Annotated in this window: 12 protein-coding genes and 8 tRNA genes; 1 reads left to right on the plus strand and 19 read right to left on the minus strand. The window is 45.0% G+C overall.

The window, feature by feature from the left end; all coding sequences use genetic code 11:
• Positions 1 to 265: 265 nt before the first annotated feature.
• The 11 genes from lgt to J2Z66_RS27975 all read right to left on the minus strand — a co-directional run bounded on the left by lgt (position 266) and on the right by J2Z66_RS27975 (position 14464).
• Complete coding sequence (gene lgt / locus J2Z66_RS27925) at positions 266 to 1168, minus strand: prolipoprotein diacylglyceryl transferase (protein ID WP_209976031.1); 903 nt, start codon at positions 1166 to 1168, stop codon at positions 266 to 268.
• 26 nt (positions 1169 to 1194) lie between these two features.
• Positions 1195 to 2136: an HPr(Ser) kinase/phosphatase gene (hprK, locus tag J2Z66_RS27930; protein ID WP_209976032.1), complete on the minus strand. Its 942-nt coding sequence runs from the start codon at positions 2134 to 2136 to the stop codon at positions 1195 to 1197.
• 653 nt (positions 2137 to 2789) lie between these two features.
• Positions 2790 to 3914 (minus strand): ABC transporter ATP-binding protein, encoded by a 1125-nt coding sequence (locus J2Z66_RS27935; protein ID WP_209976033.1) that lies wholly within the window; start codon positions 3912 to 3914, stop codon positions 2790 to 2792.
• Positions 3915 to 4002: 88 nt separating this feature from the next.
• Positions 4003 to 5118: a PucR family transcriptional regulator gene (locus J2Z66_RS27940; protein ID WP_209976034.1), complete on the minus strand. Its 1116-nt coding sequence runs from the start codon at positions 5116 to 5118 to the stop codon at positions 4003 to 4005.
• Positions 5119 to 5210: 92 nt separating this feature from the next.
• Complete coding sequence (locus tag J2Z66_RS27945; protein ID WP_312894805.1) at positions 5211 to 6161, minus strand: MraY family glycosyltransferase; 951 nt, start codon at positions 6159 to 6161, stop codon at positions 5211 to 5213.
• A gap of 1453 nt (positions 6162 to 7614) precedes the next feature.
• A complete protein-coding gene (locus J2Z66_RS27950) occupies positions 7615 to 9129 on the minus strand; it encodes a xylulokinase (protein WP_209976035.1) in 1515 nt (504 codons plus the stop codon).
• A gap of 6 nt (positions 9130 to 9135) precedes the next feature.
• Positions 9136 to 9948, minus strand: a complete 813-nt coding sequence (trpA, locus tag J2Z66_RS27955; RefSeq protein WP_209976036.1) for a tryptophan synthase subunit alpha — start codon at positions 9946 to 9948, stop codon at positions 9136 to 9138.
• A complete protein-coding gene (locus tag J2Z66_RS27960) occupies positions 9945 to 10922 on the minus strand; it encodes an ABC transporter permease (protein WP_312894806.1) in 978 nt (325 codons plus the stop codon). The genes trpA and J2Z66_RS27960 overlap by 4 nt, the downstream gene beginning before the upstream one ends.
• On the minus strand, positions 10903 to 12426 hold the full coding sequence (locus J2Z66_RS27965) for a sugar ABC transporter ATP-binding protein (RefSeq protein ID WP_209976037.1): 1524 nt from the start codon (positions 12424 to 12426) through the stop codon (positions 10903 to 10905). Before J2Z66_RS27965 ends, J2Z66_RS27960 begins: the two co-directional genes overlap by 20 nt.
• Before the next feature lie 69 nt (positions 12427 to 12495).
• The gene (locus J2Z66_RS27970) at positions 12496 to 13434 is read right to left on the minus strand and encodes a sugar ABC transporter substrate-binding protein (protein ID WP_209976038.1); all 939 of its coding nucleotides are present in this window, start codon (positions 13432 to 13434) and stop codon (positions 12496 to 12498) included.
• 58 nt (positions 13435 to 13492) lie between these two features.
• Positions 13493 to 14464, minus strand: coding sequence for a sugar-binding transcriptional regulator (locus J2Z66_RS27975; RefSeq protein ID WP_209976039.1), 972 nt, complete (start codon positions 14462 to 14464; stop codon positions 13493 to 13495).
• A gap of 326 nt (positions 14465 to 14790) precedes the next feature.
• On the opposite strand from J2Z66_RS27975, the gene J2Z66_RS27980 reads away from it, so the two are divergent.
• Positions 14791 to 15111 (plus strand): MTH1187 family thiamine-binding protein, encoded by a 321-nt coding sequence (locus J2Z66_RS27980; RefSeq protein WP_209976040.1) that lies wholly within the window; start codon positions 14791 to 14793, stop codon positions 15109 to 15111.
• A gap of 99 nt (positions 15112 to 15210) precedes the next feature.
• Here the strand turns inward: J2Z66_RS27980 and J2Z66_RS27985 are convergent.
• The 8 genes from J2Z66_RS27985 to J2Z66_RS28020 all read right to left on the minus strand — a co-directional run bounded on the left by J2Z66_RS27985 (position 15211) and on the right by J2Z66_RS28020 (position 16042).
• Positions 15211 to 15283: transfer RNA gene (locus J2Z66_RS27985), tRNA-Lys, on the minus strand.
• 9 nt (positions 15284 to 15292) lie between these two features.
• Positions 15293 to 15377: transfer RNA gene (locus J2Z66_RS27990), tRNA-Tyr, on the minus strand.
• A gap of 43 nt (positions 15378 to 15420) precedes the next feature.
• Positions 15421 to 15493 (minus strand) — tRNA-Phe (locus J2Z66_RS27995).
• A 38-nt stretch (positions 15494 to 15531) separates the two neighbouring features.
• Positions 15532 to 15608: transfer RNA gene (locus tag J2Z66_RS28000), tRNA-Asp, on the minus strand.
• 18 nt (positions 15609 to 15626) lie between these two features.
• Positions 15627 to 15702 (minus strand) — tRNA-Thr (locus J2Z66_RS28005).
• Positions 15703 to 15747: 45 nt separating this feature from the next.
• Positions 15748 to 15820, minus strand: a tRNA-Val gene (locus J2Z66_RS28010).
• 25 nt (positions 15821 to 15845) lie between these two features.
• Positions 15846 to 15922, minus strand: a tRNA-Met gene (locus J2Z66_RS28015).
• A gap of 28 nt (positions 15923 to 15950) precedes the next feature.
• A tRNA-Ser gene (locus J2Z66_RS28020) sits at positions 15951 to 16042 on the minus strand.
• Between the last annotated feature and the right edge of the window lie 175 nt (positions 16043 to 16217).

The raw sequence follows: 16217 nt of genomic DNA on the forward strand, positions 1-16217 counted from the left end.
CAAACGGACAGCCCCAAGGGTTTTTCCCCCTCCTGAGGCAAAGGGATAGTGCACATATGAAAAATCCAAGACTTCACATAACCTCTCATTCCAAGAAACCAACACTGCAACGCGAGAATACTACATCACATTAATACTACAACGCATTACTATTATAAAGCAATGCCATAAAAAATAACCAACCTATCCATAAAACTTGATAAGCTGGCTACTCCGGTTACGTTTGTTACTAATGTTTAAAATTGTTTATTAGTTTTGGACTGTATTATGACTTTGTGGATGTGATAGGATCTGAGTAACGCTCACCCGCATACCCTTTCATCCGCCTTACTGTAATGAAGATTACTGCAACAATAATAATCAAAATCGACAACAGCTGTGATACCCGGACATTGCCCCCATAAGTCATATCACCCGCTTCAAACACAAGCTTCATAGGAGCCCACAAGCCGTTCATCAAAGAAGCCAGCCATGACGGACCTACGAAATCCAAGCTGTCCGTACGTAAGCCTTCGATAAAAAACCTGCCGATCGAATACCAGATGAAATAGCTAAAAAATAATTCTCCCGCTCTAAGAAACGCTCTGCGGCGAAGCAATAATAAAACCAGCAGACCTACCAGGTTCCACAGAGATTCATACAGGAAGGTTGGGTGATAAAAAACTCCATTGATATTCATTTGGTTAACAATGAAATCAGGAAGATGCAGCGTGCTGCGTAGAAAAGACTCTGATACAGGCCCGCCATGCGCCTCTTGATTCATGAAATTGCCCCAACGGCCAATGAGCTGACCAACTATTAGACCTGGTGCACAGATGTCTACGATTCTCCAGAAGCTGTATCCCTTCGCCCGGATGTAAAAGAAGCCCCCGATAAGCGCACCTATCAATGCACCATAAATTGCAATGCCTCCATGCCAAATCATAAAAATTTCCGCCAGGTTATTTTTATAATCATCCCATTGAAAAGCGACGTAATAAATACGCGCTCCCACAATTGCTGAAGGCACGCCAATCAGCGTTAAATCCATGAAAAAATCCGGCTTCATGCCGAAGCGTTTGCCTTCCTGAATGGCCAGCAGCAGTCCGACTAGCGCCGCTGTTCCAAGAATAATCCCGTACCAGGTTACTGTAATGAACCCCAAATCAAGCGCAATCGGATTGATCATCCTTAATCCTTGCCTCCCTAATCAAATCAATCAAAATCCTCATACTCTTCCGACAACGTTTCTGTTAGCTTATGAGTAAATTGCAAGGCTGCGTTATAGCCCATTCGTTTCAACCGGTAATTCATTGCCGCAACCTCGACGATAACAGCCAGGTTTCTGCCGGGTTTAACCGGGATCGTAACCATCGGGATGTCGGTATCGATAATGCGGGTCGTCTCCTCATCAAGACCGAGACGGTCGTACTGTTTGTCCTGCTGCCAGCTCTCAAGCTTGGCAATCACAGAGATCTTCTTCACATTGCGTACAGCCCCAGCGCCAAACAGCGTCATTACATTGATAATCCCTACGCCGCGGATTTCCAGCAAGTGGCGTATCAGCTCCGGTGCATTGCCTGTTAGTACGTTGTCCGCCGTTTGACGAATTTCAACAGCATCGTCGGCAATCAGGCGATGCCCCCTTTTAACGAGCTCCAGTGCGGTCTCACTCTTGCCGATTCCGCTCGACCCAGTAATTAGCATACCTATTCCATATACGTCTACAAGCACCCCATGAATAGTTGTAGTGGGTGCCAGCTTGCTTTCCAGAAATCCTGTTATACGGCTAGCCAGAATCGTTGTCGCCACTTGACTTCTCAGAATCGGCAATTCCCGCTTGGTAGCTTCGCTGATGATTTCCTCCGGCATTTCCAACCCTCTGGTCACAATAATACAAGGGGTCTCCTCCGGCGAACACAGCTGCTCAGCACGGTTTTGACGTACATCATCAGTCAGCATCTCCAGAAAAGATATTTCCGTCTTTCCAAGCATTTGAACCCGTTCCTGTGGATGGTAGTTGAAATAGCCTGCCATCTCCAAACCCGGGCGATATAGATCGGCAACCGTAATCGGACGGCTCAGTCCGGCCACGCCTGTGATGACTTCCATGTGAAATTGCTTCACCAATTCGGAAACCTTTACTTTTTTCGCCATCCAGTTTATCCCCTTTGTCATTCCAATAATCTCATCGTAATGGAAACCTTATTTGAAATCAACTTTCACTATTGGGCCCATATGCCTTCATCATTCTTACAGTGCTATATTAGTCATTATACAATAACTTATTTGAAAATACTTGAGTCCTCTTAAGAAAATCGCCTTGTGGCGTCCTTTGAGGTGCTTGTTCGTGACTTGGGTGCGTTGCGAAGGGAATGGCTGTGGGCTCCAGCCGCTGTTAAAGATTTGTTCCCTTAAGTGGTATCGGTGAAGAGGTAGGAACAAATCTTTAAAGGCGGACGCTACCGCTCTTCCTCCCACAGTCATTCCATTCCCTTTCTTTAGCTACAATCGCACGAATCACACGAACACCAAGCTCAAACGGACAGCCAGCAAGGCTTTTTCTTTTGGTTAGTAGAGATTTCCTAGCGGGCGCAGGCGCTGGGGAAGAAGAACGCGCAGCTGAGAAGGACCTTATGCTTTTAACGATGATTTTGATCGTTAAAAGCATAAGGCCCTCTCCTCATCCTTACTTTAACAAAAAGGTATCCCCTCTTTTATACTTTATCACTGTTTAAGCACTTATACGCTTCTATACTAACAAAGAAGGCCAGCCGATTTGTACCGACTGGCCCTTCTTTATGAAAAAATTAGTGATTAGCAAAAATCGAAAGACTTGTTTCTTTATCGAAGAAGTGAGCTTTATTCATATCGAGTGCAAGCTTCACGTTAGTACCTTCTTTAAGCCCGGAACGTCCGTCAACACGTGCGATCAACGTAGTTGGACCCACACCATTGATGTATAAATACATTTCATGACCAAGGTTTTCAGAAACCTCGATGTGTGCATTAACAGCAGTGTTCGGAGAAGCATCCAGGAATACAGGCTCATCGTGGATATCCTCAGGACGAATGCCTAGAATAACTTCTTTGCCCAGGTAGTTTTTCTCACGAAGAATTTGTGATTTGCCTGGAGGAAGCTCAACACTAACCCCAACAGTTTTAAAGTACACCGAATTGCCCTCTTGAGCAAAAGTTCCAGTGATAAAGTTCATCGAAGGAGATCCGATAAAGCCAGCTACGAACATATTTACAGGGTTGTTGTAGATTTCTTCCGGAGTATCCGCTTGTTGAATAATCCCTTTATCCATAACAACGATACGGCTTCCCATCGTCATAGCTTCAATCTGGTCATGCGTTACATAGATGATTGTAGTTTCAAGACGCTTGTGCAGCTTGCTGATCTCTGCGCGCATCTGTACACGAAGCTTAGCATCCAAGTTGGAAAGCGGCTCATCCATTAAGAATACTTGCGGCTCACGAACAATCGCACGGCCCAAGGCAACACGTTGACGCTGTCCACCAGAAAGTGCTTTTGGTTTACGGTCCAGCAAATGCTCAATATCAAGAATTTTAGCAGCATCACGTACACGAGCTTCTATATCTGCTTTTTTAAATTTACGAAGTTTTAAGCCGAATGCCATATTCTGGTACACGTTCATATGTGGATACAAAGCGTAGGATTGGAAAACCATCGCAATATCGCGATCCTTAGGTGCTACATCGTTCACCAGACGATCCCCGATATACAATTCTCCTTCAGAAATTTCCTCCAGTCCTGCGATCATCCGAAGTGTTGTGGATTTACCGCAACCGGATGCTCCAACCAGTACCAGAAACTCCTTATCTGCAATATCCAGATGGAAATCCTTCACTGTTGCTTCATCATTACCTGAGTATTTCTTCACAATGTGATTTAAACGTACGCCAGCCATGGTTCATTCCCCCTGCTTAATGTTCTTAATCTATACTCATCTTACCCTACCTATGCTTTACTGACTATGCACAATGTTCACAAAAAAATCACTTCCTTTTCGTTACTTTGTACAATAGTAAAGCAAGCCTAACTAGTACAGCATGATTAAAGGTCCGCACGTCAAGGCCCGTCTCATTCTTAAACTTGTCCAGTCTGTAGAGTAGTGTATTCCTATGAATATAGAGCTTTTTGGCTGTTTCGCTAACGTTGCAATCCAGGGCAAAAAACTGCTCAAGCGTCATCAGAGTTTCCGAATCCAGCACATGGTCAGTACCGCGGAGAACCTGCTCCAGAAATTTATTTTTCTCCTCTTCCTCTACCAAATGCAGCAATTTCTCCAGATGAAGGTTCCATGGCAGATGGATAAAACTGCCCACATGAAACGTCCTGCCAAGCATAATGGTCTCACGCAGCTGAAGAATAGTAGACAGCAGTGACTTGGCAGGCTTGATCGGATAATGAATAGCCAAATGGCACTCACCGACCCATTCATTCGCCAGCATTTCGTAAAGCCCGGAGCCAATTGCATCCAGTACCTGCTCTGCACTCTCCTCCACATCGCCTTCCCGCTCTTCACTTCCGCTGGTTAACAAACCCTCCGAGCCAAGAATCAGCCACTCTCTCTCCATAAGGGGAACAAGGATGATCTCCGCTTCAAAAAAAGATTCCAGCAGCTTTTTCAATTCACCATAGGAAACCCGCTGATTTTGTGAGTAATCACAATAAAGCAGCAGCGGAATTTTAGTCGTATATAAAGAAGATTGCGAAACTATAGAATCCGGCAGCTCGACGCTGCTGTGTGCTTGATCAATTTGCTGCAAGAGCCATTCCCGGAGAATGTTCGCCTTTCGCTCGTCTTCGGTCAAATAAGAGACCCATTGCTTGCGTTCCTCAGAATGCTTGGACTCTACCATAAGCTCTACCAACAGGCGTTCCGCCGGGGTAAGCAGCAGCTCTGGAGCCTGCAAAACCCGAATTTCCCCATTCTCTCTGGCCAAAAAAAACAAAATATCAAGATGACGAACTACACTTTTCCCTGTGCTTTCTTCCTGCGTTTGCTGTGCAAGTACTAACTTGTTCCATTCCTGTTCTGGAATCAATTCGATCTGCATAGGTGCTCTGAGCACCCCTTCAAGCCGCTCTTTCATTCGTTCCCAATCCATTTGGCCTAACTCCCAACTCCAAGTTGATTGAATTAACAGTTGTCTATTTCTCTATTGTAGCATATGTATGGGAGGGGATGTGAATGGAGCTTTCAGCTTGCAGTAATGACCACGATAATCGATATTAAAGAAAACAGGGCTCCTATGAGATATAAAAAAGACACGGTTTGAGTCTGCGACAGCCCCCATTTCATCAAGCTATGATGCGTATGAAGCTTATCAGCCCGATGAAGCCCTTTCTTCTCTATAAAGCGGCGTGAGAACACAATAACTGTATCCAGAATGGGCACAGCGATAGCCAGAAAAGGAACCAGTATAGAAACAAAGGTAGCACTTTTAAAAGCCCCATCGATAGCGATAACAGCCAGCGTATACCCGATAAATATAGCACCCGCATCACCCATAAATATTTTAGCCGGATGAAAATTAAACGTCAGAAACGCCAGACATGCCCCCACCAAAATGGCTGCCATCATAGCCGAGCCCGCTTCATGCTTCCAGATCGCAGTCACCAGCAAAGTAGACGAGGAAATCGTAACGATACCTGACGCAAGCCCGTCTACACCGTCCATAAAATTAATCATATTCGTAATACCAAACACCCATGCCATCGTAGACACCCAGACAAGCCAGGCAGGAAAAAAAAGCATACCTTGAGTTTGTATATTGCTAATTCCCACAATCTCCAGCCCATAAAACAAAGGAACCGCCGAGACAAAAATATAAGTAATTAATCTTGGCCATACGGGAAACTCAATCCCCTTAGTCTTAAACCAATCGTCCAGCAGTCCAACGGCAAGAAGAATCGTTCCACCAGTAATAACGGCAAGCGATAGGGGCGACAACTGGTTAAAAATGAGTATCGAGACTACACACCCGATGTAGATAGCTACACCGCCCATTAAAGGAATAGGAGCCGCATGGATTTTCCGCTGCGAGGGCTGATCTACAAAACCGATCTGCGACGCAAAATTTTTCACAATGGGCACAATGAGGATCACTATCATGAAGCTGACTATGAGTGGAAATAAATACTGCATCATCTGGGCTTCCCCCTTTTCACTATCTTGGGGAGACCTTGTTTAGTCCTTCTCCCACGAAAGTATACATGCATAGGTTAACCCTTCCTGAAAATCCTCATACATAAGAAAAATGCTTTGCGGCGTCCTTTGATGAGCGTGTTCGAAAGTTGAGAGCGTTTCGGGAGGGAATGGCTTTGGGCTCCAGCCGCTGTTAAAGATTCGTTCCCTTGGAATGGAATAGCTTGGAGGTTGGAACAAATCTTTAAATGCGGATGCTATCGCTTTTCCACCTTTGCTCATGCTGCCCACGCCCACGTCCGCCCATTCCCTTTCCCTTTCCCTTTTCCTCTTCCTCTTCCTTTCCCGCTCCAGCTACAATTGCACGAACACCAAGCTCAAACGGATATCTAGCAAGTTTTTTTCTCTTGGTTGGAGGAGATTTCCCAGTGGACAAACGCTGGATCGGGAGACTGGAATGGATCTGCTACTTAGCGATGTTTTTTATCGTTAAAAGCACCAGGTCCTCTGCACATCTTACTTTAACAATGAAAAACATCGTTAAAACCCCTTTTTACCGCCCAGGAAGGCCATTCGTCCTCTTTTAGCGATGAAAATCATCATTAAAGTGACGGATTGACCTGCAAACACTGCTTTAACGATGAAAAACATCGTTAAAGCAAGCAAACGCTCATCTTCGTTCCATTTTGGGGGAGGCGGAGAGGAAAACAGATGGGATGGGCAGACGGAAGCGGAGGTCGAGGCGGAGAACAGCTACTTCGGAGCTGCTTTAGAGCTGTTTCGGAATTGCCTTTAGTATTGTAATCACTTCAACTTTCGTATCTGTTAAGAATAATGCCTTTCGACATCCTTTGAGCTGCATGTTTGTAATTTGGGTGCGTTGCAAACGGAAACTCTATGGCTCCAGCCACTGTATAGATAGGTTCCCTTAAGTAGATTTCTCAAACAAACCTCAGCAAAAGATCGCTCCAGATTCCCACCAAAAACCCTCACTATCCAGTAAACAACAGAACAAAGTCATCCTGCGGATGATTCAAACCAGAATACTTATCCCCAACTTTACACACAACTTATCCACAACAGGCAAAAGTCATATTTACCTAAATAATCAAAAAACGCCTTGCGGCGTCTTTTGATTTCCTATTCATTACATGTTCATATTGATGTTCATGTTCATGTTGATGTTGATGTTGATGTTGATGTTGGTTTCATGGACATGGACATGAGTTACATAACTTTTGTTTCTTTCTGAGTCTTAGGGATAGTGAACAGATGAAAATTCTGAGACTCTCAACTGACCATTTTCAGAGCACATCAACGCTGTACCACTATGCCGATTTATCGCTTTAAAGCAATGTGATTTCACATTTAATTTCAGATTCACTTTATTTCAATTCAATTTGAAGTGAAGCACTACTTTGCTCCAAGCTTCAAGCTCCAAATTCCAAATTCCATTTTATTCACTATCAAGCGAAGTTTCGAAAAGAGGCTCAAGAGCAGGATACAGCTTGATGTATCTGCGATATTTGTGCTCATAATGTTCAGACATTGCTGGATCGGGAATATAGCGTTCAAATGTTTGAGCTGCAGTCAGCCTCTGAGAGAATGCCTGATAGTCTGAATCCCATCCAAGATTAATAAAGCCCAAGGCCGCGGCACCCATTGAAGGCAAATATTGTGATTCTTCAGGAACAAGCACCTCTAAGCCAAGCATGTCGGCGATGATTTGGTTCCACACTTTGCTTTTACTGCCCCCGCCGATAAGCGTAATTCGTTTGTAATCGGAGGCATCGGAAATCAGCTCCATAACCTGTTTCATACCCATCGCAACGCCTTCCAACACAGCTATGCACATTTCTTCTCGCTTTGTTGTTGCTTTGATGCCGATGAAACATGCAGTCGCATCCGGATTTTGCACAGGACATCTTTCACCGTTTAAGTACGGCAGGAATAGCAGGTTGCTTGTTCGCCGATCGCTGGCCTGCATCTGCTCTTCCATTTCCTGAAAGGCAAACTTGTCACTCATCTTGGTATTCGTTCCGAATACGGACATTGCCCACTTATAAGCATTTCCAGCATTCATAAGCGGGGCAATCGCGATATGCATTCCCGGCTCTGGATGAGTCAGATGGAAGACACCCTCTCCGGCATATGTTACTTCTTTCGTGGGAATTGCGATCCAGCCTGTTGTTCCAATGTAGGCATACATTTCTCCTTGCTGAGAAACGCCAGCCCCAATTGTAGCTGCACCGGCATCTCCAATCCCGCATAACACAGGGGTTCCTGGTGCGAAGCCCGTCTTTTTAGCTGCTTGCTCGGTTACTTGGCCAACTACCTCATCCGCAGGGCATATTTCCGGCATTTTATCTGCAGCTATTCCATAACGCTCCAGCCAATCTGTCTGCCAGGTTCTTTTTTCTAAATTCATCACTCCGGTAGTTGCTGCTGAGGTTGGATCTGTCACCAGACGGCCTGTCAGCTTTCCGATGACATAGTCCTTAGCACTAATCAGGAAAGATGCCGTTTGTTCATAAGTCACTGGTTCTTGCTCTTGAAGCCAGATGATTTTGGGAAATGTGAGTGTCCCGTCCATATGGTTCCCGGTCTTTTCGCGAATCAGAGCAGTTCCCAGCTCGTCTTTAATCCGCTCAGCCTGTTTCCCGGCCCTGGCATCCGAGTACAAAATAGCAGGTCTCACAGGCTCCCCCTCTGCCGTAACAGGGATGCAGTCCTGCATTTGACCACTAAATGTTATGGCTGCAATATCTTTAGCACGGATACCAACTGACAGCCACTCTTTCGTAATCTTGAGTACAGCATCCAGCCATTGATCCGGATTTTGTTCTGCTGTATGTTCCGTTTGTATAGTGGTAATAGGCACACTTTTTTCCAGAATCGACTTAGCCTCATGAGTAACTAATACACCTTTGGCGTTCGTAGTTCCGATATCAAAAGAAGCAATATAAGGCATAACCCGTTACTCCTTTCCGATCCCAAGATCCGTTTGTATCTTCATATCCGCAATTAAACGATAGAGATAATCCTGTTCCCCATTTTCGCATCTCGCCACAAGCACAGAGCCTACAACAGCACCCTCAAACCCGCTTTCGATAGCCAGCCGCACTTTTTCAGGTGTTCTTAAGCCAAACCCCGATATCGTCAGTGCTGAGGTGTATTTCCGGATGCGGTGATACAATTCCGATAAATCGCCTAATTGTGCGAGCGGATTACCAGTGGCACCACTGTAAGACTGAGCGTATACAATTTTTGCTTCCTTGGACATCTCCATCAGCTCATCATCCGTCATACCCGTAGAAGCGAAGCGTACCACATCTACGCCATACTCACGCATAGAAACATCGATCTCATCCGATTCAGCGAGTGAACAATCTGGAAGTACTAAGCCATCAATCAATCCAAGCTGAGCCAGCCTCATACAGAGCCCCGTATCAACCAGATCCGCTTTGTATCCCATGGCCCATATTGGAATTTCAATTTGCTGACGCACCAGGGTCCAATACGCAATCAAGCTTTCTTCCGAATAGTGCTCATTACTCGTGACCCGTTGATGCCCGCGCTTAATAATTGCCCCGTCCATATACGGATTCCCGCTGGGAATCCCCATTTCAATAATATCTATCCCGGCAACAACGGATTCTTTTAACATCTCTAGTGACTTGGATGCCGTCGGATCCTCAGCAATTAAATAACCGATCAATAAAGCTTCATTTTTCTTATAGGCAGAATTCCAGGCATCTTGGTTTTTCTTGCTGTAAAATGCTTTTGTCACCTGGATCCACGCCCTAGTCTTTGCAGAATCACAGCAGCGATCACGATCAGCCCTGTAATTACATCCTGCATAAAAGTAGGCACTTCCAGAATGGTCAAGCCATTAGCCAAAATTCCGATAATAGCGGCTCCAACAAAGGTCCCCCATATGTTAGGCACGCCTTCCTTGAACGAAGTCATCCCCAAGAAAGCTGCTGCATAAGCAGGCAAAAATAAACCATTACCACTTGTTGGCTGAGCCGAGCCGAGCCTTGAAGCCATCAAAATTCCTGTTAAAGCAGCAAGCATAGCACATAAAGCAAATGCCGTATTTTTATTCCATACCACATTTACGCCTGCGATTCTGGAAGCTGATTCGTTGCCTCCAATCGCATACAGCCTGCGGCCATAAGCGGTTTGCGACATGATATACCAGAACAAAATGGTTAAAAGAATCATAATAAACGATAATACCGGTATGCTCGCCCATTCAGTCTGGCCTAAATAACGGAAGGAATCGGGAATATTCTCAAATACCGTAGCTCCACCCGTTAACCAGAACGTGATTCCACCCAGTACCGTACCCATAGCCATTGTTGTAATAAAGGATAATACACGAAAACGTGTTACAATCCAGCCATTTATAAAACCAATAACCAAAGCAATAATTAAGGTAATAGCAAACACTAAGCCAATCGGCACACCGGAAACGGCAAGCTTAGCGGCAAGAACACCTCCGAAACTGGCAATCGCGCCAATAGAAAGATCAAATTCGCCAATAGCCATAACTAAAGTTGCACCTAATGCGATAATAACTAGAAAGGAGATTTGTCTGCTAATATTAATAAAGTTGCCCAGCGTCGCGAAGGAATCGGTGCTAAGCAGGCTGAAACATATGATGATCAACAAACCCGCCATTACAGTTCCATACGATCTGAGTATACGTGTTAGCTGCGCTGCGGGATTTGATATGCTTTTATCCATGAGTGACTTCACTGTCCTTCCCCTGCTGATAACAGATGTTTAAAATTTCTTCCGGCGTAATACCGTCATTTACAAGCTCGGCCAAAGTTACACCATCATGCTGTACGTAAATCCGGTCCGCAATGTCCAGTACTTCCTGTAAATCAGATGATACAAATAGAACGGCACTTTCCTGATTGGTCTGTTCTCTTAGCAAACGGTGAATCTCATCTCTGGTCATCACATCGACAGCTTGTGTCGGTTCATCGCATAAAAAAAGAACAGGCTTCGAAAGCAGCGCTTTGGCAAAAACGACCTTTTGTTGGTTTCCACCGCTCAATTCCTGAACGGATTGCTCAGAACCAGTCGCTTTCACCTTCATGAAGTCCATCCAGCTCTTCACTTCTGTTTTTTCCTTTGATTCCGTAACCTTAATTCCATTGGAATATTGGTGCAGTACAGGTAATGTCATATTTTCACGGATCGTCATGCCCATAATGAGCGCATCCCCTCTTCGATCCTCAGGGATCAGCACGACTCTTCGATTTAATGCATCCCTAGGTGTAAAAGCCCGCAAGCGGTTATTTTCTATGTTAACCTCACCGCGTTTCAAAGGCCTGGAGCCATAAATGGCTTCCAAAAGCTCAGTTCGTCCAGAGCCTGCCAAGCCGAATAGCCCGACAATTTCTCCTTGTCTTACAGTTAGGCTCACATCTTTAACTTTTCCATCCATAGTAGCCGCATGGCTTACTGTAAGTACGGAAGGAACCGTATCGTCCACGAACCTTTTCTGAAAGGTCGACTTCTTTACTTCAGCATTCGTCATTAATCGGATCAAAGCTTCTTTATCCGTACCCGCTTTTTGCAAAGTACCAGCCAGCTGGCCATTACGGAATACCGTAATTCGGTCTGAAAGACGGAAAATTTCATCCATCCGGTGTGAAACATACAGAATAGCTGTACCATTGGCGGTCAGCTTATGAATAAGCTGAAACAGCATCTCCGACTCTTGGTCGGTTAGTGAAGCCGTTGGCTCATCCAGGATCAACAGCTGACAATCCAGCATCATAGCCCGCAAAATCTCTAATGTGGTTCTTTCTGGCGGTGACATCTCTGTTGCCGTTTTTTTCAAATCCAGATCTATGCCCAGACTTTCTTTTAATTGTTCCGTTCGCTGCTTTAAAGATTTCCAATCTACACCGAAACCCACACGATTTTTGGGATAATCGAGGCCCAGATACAAATTCTCATATCCTGAAAAAGAAGGAATAAGATGCCGATCCTGATGCACAACGTTAATCCCAAGCCTTCTTGCCGAGTTAGGATCGGTAATCGTCACCCGTTTGCCTTTCCAATCTATTTCTCCGCCATCCAGAGGATAAACACCGGTCAAAATTTTGATCAGTGTAGACTTGCCTGCCCCATTTTCTCCTACCAATGCATGAACTTCTCCAGGCTGTATATCGAGTGAGATCTTGGAAAGAGCGTAATGAGAGCCGAATTTTTTATCTACCTCTTTAACCTTCAGTAAGGACATGAATGTCACCCCTTATTCTGTACTAGTGGGGAGAAAGCGGCTTCTCAGCCGCCTTCCATAGTTATATGCCTATTTACCGGCATTTTCTTTAGTAATTAATGAAGCAGGTGCATACAGTTCTGTGCCTTCTACAGCACTACCTTGAAACACAAGATCGATTTGCTTAGCTACGATTTCTGCCATTCCCACAAAGTTTTGTTTAACCGTGGCGATTAATGGCGAACCCTTGGCAATCATTTCTACGGCTTGACTGTTACCGTCAATACCAATAACGACAATGTTCTTCCTGCCAGCAGCTTCGATAGCTTGAGCAGCACCGATAGCCGGCTCATCCCAGCCCGCCCATACGGCATTGATAGAGCCTTCGGCTTTATTGGCTAACAACAGGCTTTCCATTTGTTTTCTGGAATTTTCAATAGGCCCTGGAACTTGTACTTGCTGTTCTGTAGTCAATTTAATGCCGGTATTTTCTTTAAGCATTTCATCAAATTGAAGCGTTCTAGCCAGAACACCTGGGTGTGCGCGGTAGGTCAATGCCACTATGTTCCCTTTTTTACCAAGGGATTCAAATAAATAATCAGTTACCAACTTGGACATGGCTTTATTGTCGCTAGTAGCGTTCATCGTCATACCCTCGATATAACCGGAATCGCAACCAAATACAGGAATCTTCTTTTCAGCTGCTTTTTGAATTTGAGATTTTACTTGGTTTGGATCCGTGCTCACAATAATAATAGCATCAGCTTTTGTTGAGATTACATCTTCCATACGGCTTGCGAGCTGACCTACGTCACCTTTTGTATCGACAACATTGGACTTCCAGCCTTTATCAGCAGCTTGCTTCTTCAATGCTTCCACCATTTCATTCGTCGTTACCGAGGAGAGAAATGGAGTCATGATCGCGACCGTTTTTTCCGATTTGCCGGAACCGCCCGATTCACTCTTCCCACATGCCGCCAAGCTTACTACTAATAAAAACGCTACCAAAACGATTAAACCCTTTTTCATTGTTATGCCTCCCTTAGTTGTGTTTGCAATTTTTCTGGGTTGCTCTCCGATCCAAAAATTATTGGACCGGATGCAAACGATGCCATTCAAGGACACTCTTTGCAGTCTTCATATCGATAACTAATACATCTACCCATTGACCTCTTAGTGCAGCCGTTATGGCAGCAACTTTCTCTTCACCACTGGCAATAGCAATAACATTAGGTGCTTTGCGAAGCTCGTCCGCATTTAATCCGATCATTCTGGAATCAGCATGATAAGGGATGCTCTCTCCACGCTCATTGATGAAGGAAGTACAAATATTAGCAACAGCCCCTAACGAAAGCACTTCATCAATATCCTTCTTATCAAAATACCCCGATCTTACAATCGTAGCTTGCTCTGATACTTGTCCGATCCCGACTAAAGCTACATTAGCTTGTCTAGCCAGCTTCAGTACAGTTTGAATTTCATTCTCCTCGACAAGAATATCCCTCGCCTGGCTTGATGCCACAATAGCAGGAGCATTTAATAGCCAGTACTTTGACTTGAGCTTCTCTGCCAGCACTCTTGTGTTCGAATTAGCATGCCAATAGGCGCCTGCAGATCCCCAACCACCAACCAACGGAACGAACTGCATATTTTTGCGAGTAAAATAATTAATCTCATTTCCGATCGAAGCTATCGTTTGCCCTGCCATAACTCCTACGATATCCCGATCCTTGAACACATTCTCCAGCAATGCCGCACCTGCTCTGGCTAATTGCAAATCAATCAGCTGCTGATCAGCTCCTGGCACATGGACAACGATGACATCATGGATGCCGAAAGTCTCAGCAATAGCCCGTTCATACGTCTGTTCTTCCGAGAACGGATTCTTGATTGTAATCTGCACAATGCCTTCCGCCTTAGCATAAGCTAGCATCCGGCTGATTTGCGGGCGTGAGATGCCTAGCCTTTCCGCGATTTCTTGTTGATTCAGGCCATCCACATAGTATAGAGTGCCCACTTTCACCAAAAGACGCATTTTTTCTTGAGTAATATCTGCCATAAATTCAACTCCCTTTTGAACATATGTTCTTTTCGGAAATTATGTTCAAATTGAGTATATAACATTCCATGTCATTTTGCAATCCATAATAACTCATTCCTGATTGCCAATAATTACGTATCACGCAACCCATTCCAGAAGGCCACAGCTGGCAATATAAGGCCATCTTTCTCAAGAGAATTTATTCCCCCAAGTATCAACTAAAAATGCGTTTTGACGTTATTGTGCAGCTCAGCTACAATGAAAAGGACAGGTATAGAAGGTAAAGCACATAAAAGTTAAGTTATCGGGCTTTCAAGAATTTTCGTAACGAGGTGAAATTCACAATGGCCTTAGCCGAAATAACAATTGTACCCATTGGAACAGGCTCTACAAGCCTTAGCAGCTATGTTGCCGACATCCATAGAGCCCTGGAGCTTCAGAGTGGCATTCAATTTGAAATGACCTCCATGAGCACCATCATTGAAGGACCGCTTGAGCGCTTGCTGGAGGTCATTCGCGTTCTCCACGAAGTACCTTTCCTCCAAGGCGCAGAACGTGTCTCCACGTCCATCAAAATTGATGACAGAAGGGATAAGGAAGGATCCATCGTGCAAAAAATGAGGTCAGTAACCGAAAAGCTTACTCAGCCAGACGTGCTAATGTAATGCTGTAGTGCTGTAGTGTATTTTCACAACAAAAAAAGACCCTAGTTAGGGTCTTTTTTAATATGGATTAGTTCCATGATTTCATTCATATAAAAAAAGTGAGTCATGTAGGATTCGAACCTACGACACCCTGATTAAAAGTCAGGTGCTCTACCAACTGAGCTAATGACTCAGGATAAAATGGTGGAGGATGATGGATTCGAACCACCGAACTCAGAGAGAGCAGATTTACAGTCTGCCGTGTTTAGCCACTTCACTAATCCTCCAGGTATGCATACACTGCAAATGAAAAACCTTCTGCAGTATATATGGCTCGGGACGGAATCGAACCGCCGACACGAGGATTTTCAGTCCTCTGCTCTACCGACTGAGCTACCGAGCCTTATTGATTAGATTACCCTAAAAAACAAAAAAAAATAATGGCGGAGCTGACGGGATTCGAACCCGCGGTCTCCTGCGTGACAGGCAGGCATGTTAGGCCACTACACCACAGCTCCATATTAAAATGAAAAAAATGGTGCCGTCGAGAGGACTTGAACCCCCAACCTACTGATTACAAGTCAGTTGCTCTACCAATTGAGCTACAACGGCACATTCAAATACTTTGGCATTCTTCCTCGACATGTCTGACGAGTATGGAGGCTGACGGGATCGAACCGCCGACCCTCTGCTTGTAAGGCAGATGCTCTCCCAGCTGAGCTAAGCCTCCGTCTGGACTTTGTTGTTAAGAAGAATGGTAGCGGCGAAGGGGCTCGAACCCCCGACCTCACGGGTATGAACCGTACGCTCTAGCCAGCTGAGCTACGCCGCCATCTTTTTATATCTTACTGTAGTAAAACTGGCGGAGAGAGAGGGATTCGAACCCTCGCACCACTTACGCAGTCTAACCCCTTAGCAGAGGGTCCCCTTATAGCCACTTGGGTATCTCTCCAAGCTATACATACAGGAAATGTTATTCCCTGAAAACTAGCAGCGAAACGAACGATTGCGATGGAAACCCGGCATACCATCTACATGGCAGCCTTGGTCTTACATGTGTGGTTAAGCCCTCGACCGATTAGTATTCGTCAGCTGCATGCATTGCTGCACTTCCACCTCGAACCTAT

The sequence above is a fragment of the Paenibacillus eucommiae genome (genome assembly GCF_017874215.1).
GTDB classification, from domain to species: domain Bacteria; phylum Bacillota; class Bacilli; order Paenibacillales; family NBRC-103111; genus Paenibacillus_AI; species Paenibacillus_AI eucommiae.

What these genes read in the sequence shown, in the direction of transcription:
- J2Z66_RS27970 (WP_209976038.1), bottom strand. Translation starts at nt 13,434, where the DNA reads ATGAAAAAGGGTTTAATCGTTTTGGTAGCGTTTTTATTAGTAGTAAGC.
- J2Z66_RS27940 (WP_209976034.1), bottom strand. Translation starts at nt 5,118, where the DNA reads ATGGATTGGGAACGAATGAAAGAGCGGCTTGAAGGGGTGCTCAGAGCA.
- J2Z66_RS27975 (WP_209976039.1), bottom strand. Translation starts at nt 14,464, where the DNA reads ATGGCAGATATTACTCAAGAAAAAATGCGTCTTTTGGTGAAAGTGGGC.
- J2Z66_RS27980 (WP_209976040.1), top strand. Translation starts at nt 14,791, where the DNA reads ATGGCCTTAGCCGAAATAACAATTGTACCCATTGGAACAGGCTCTACA.
- J2Z66_RS27945 (WP_312894805.1), bottom strand. Translation starts at nt 6,161, where the DNA reads ATGATGCAGTATTTATTTCCACTCATAGTCAGCTTCATGATAGTGATC.
- J2Z66_RS27950 (WP_209976035.1), bottom strand. Translation starts at nt 9,129, where the DNA reads ATGCCTTATATTGCTTCTTTTGATATCGGAACTACGAACGCCAAAGGT.
- lgt (WP_209976031.1), bottom strand. Translation starts at nt 1,168, where the DNA reads ATGATCAATCCGATTGCGCTTGATTTGGGGTTCATTACAGTAACCTGG.
- J2Z66_RS27935 (WP_209976033.1), bottom strand. Translation starts at nt 3,914, where the DNA reads ATGGCTGGCGTACGTTTAAATCACATTGTGAAGAAATACTCAGGTAAT.
- hprK (WP_209976032.1), bottom strand. Translation starts at nt 2,136, where the DNA reads ATGGCGAAAAAAGTAAAGGTTTCCGAATTGGTGAAGCAATTTCACATG.
- J2Z66_RS27965 (WP_209976037.1), bottom strand. Translation starts at nt 12,426, where the DNA reads ATGTCCTTACTGAAGGTTAAAGAGGTAGATAAAAAATTCGGCTCTCAT.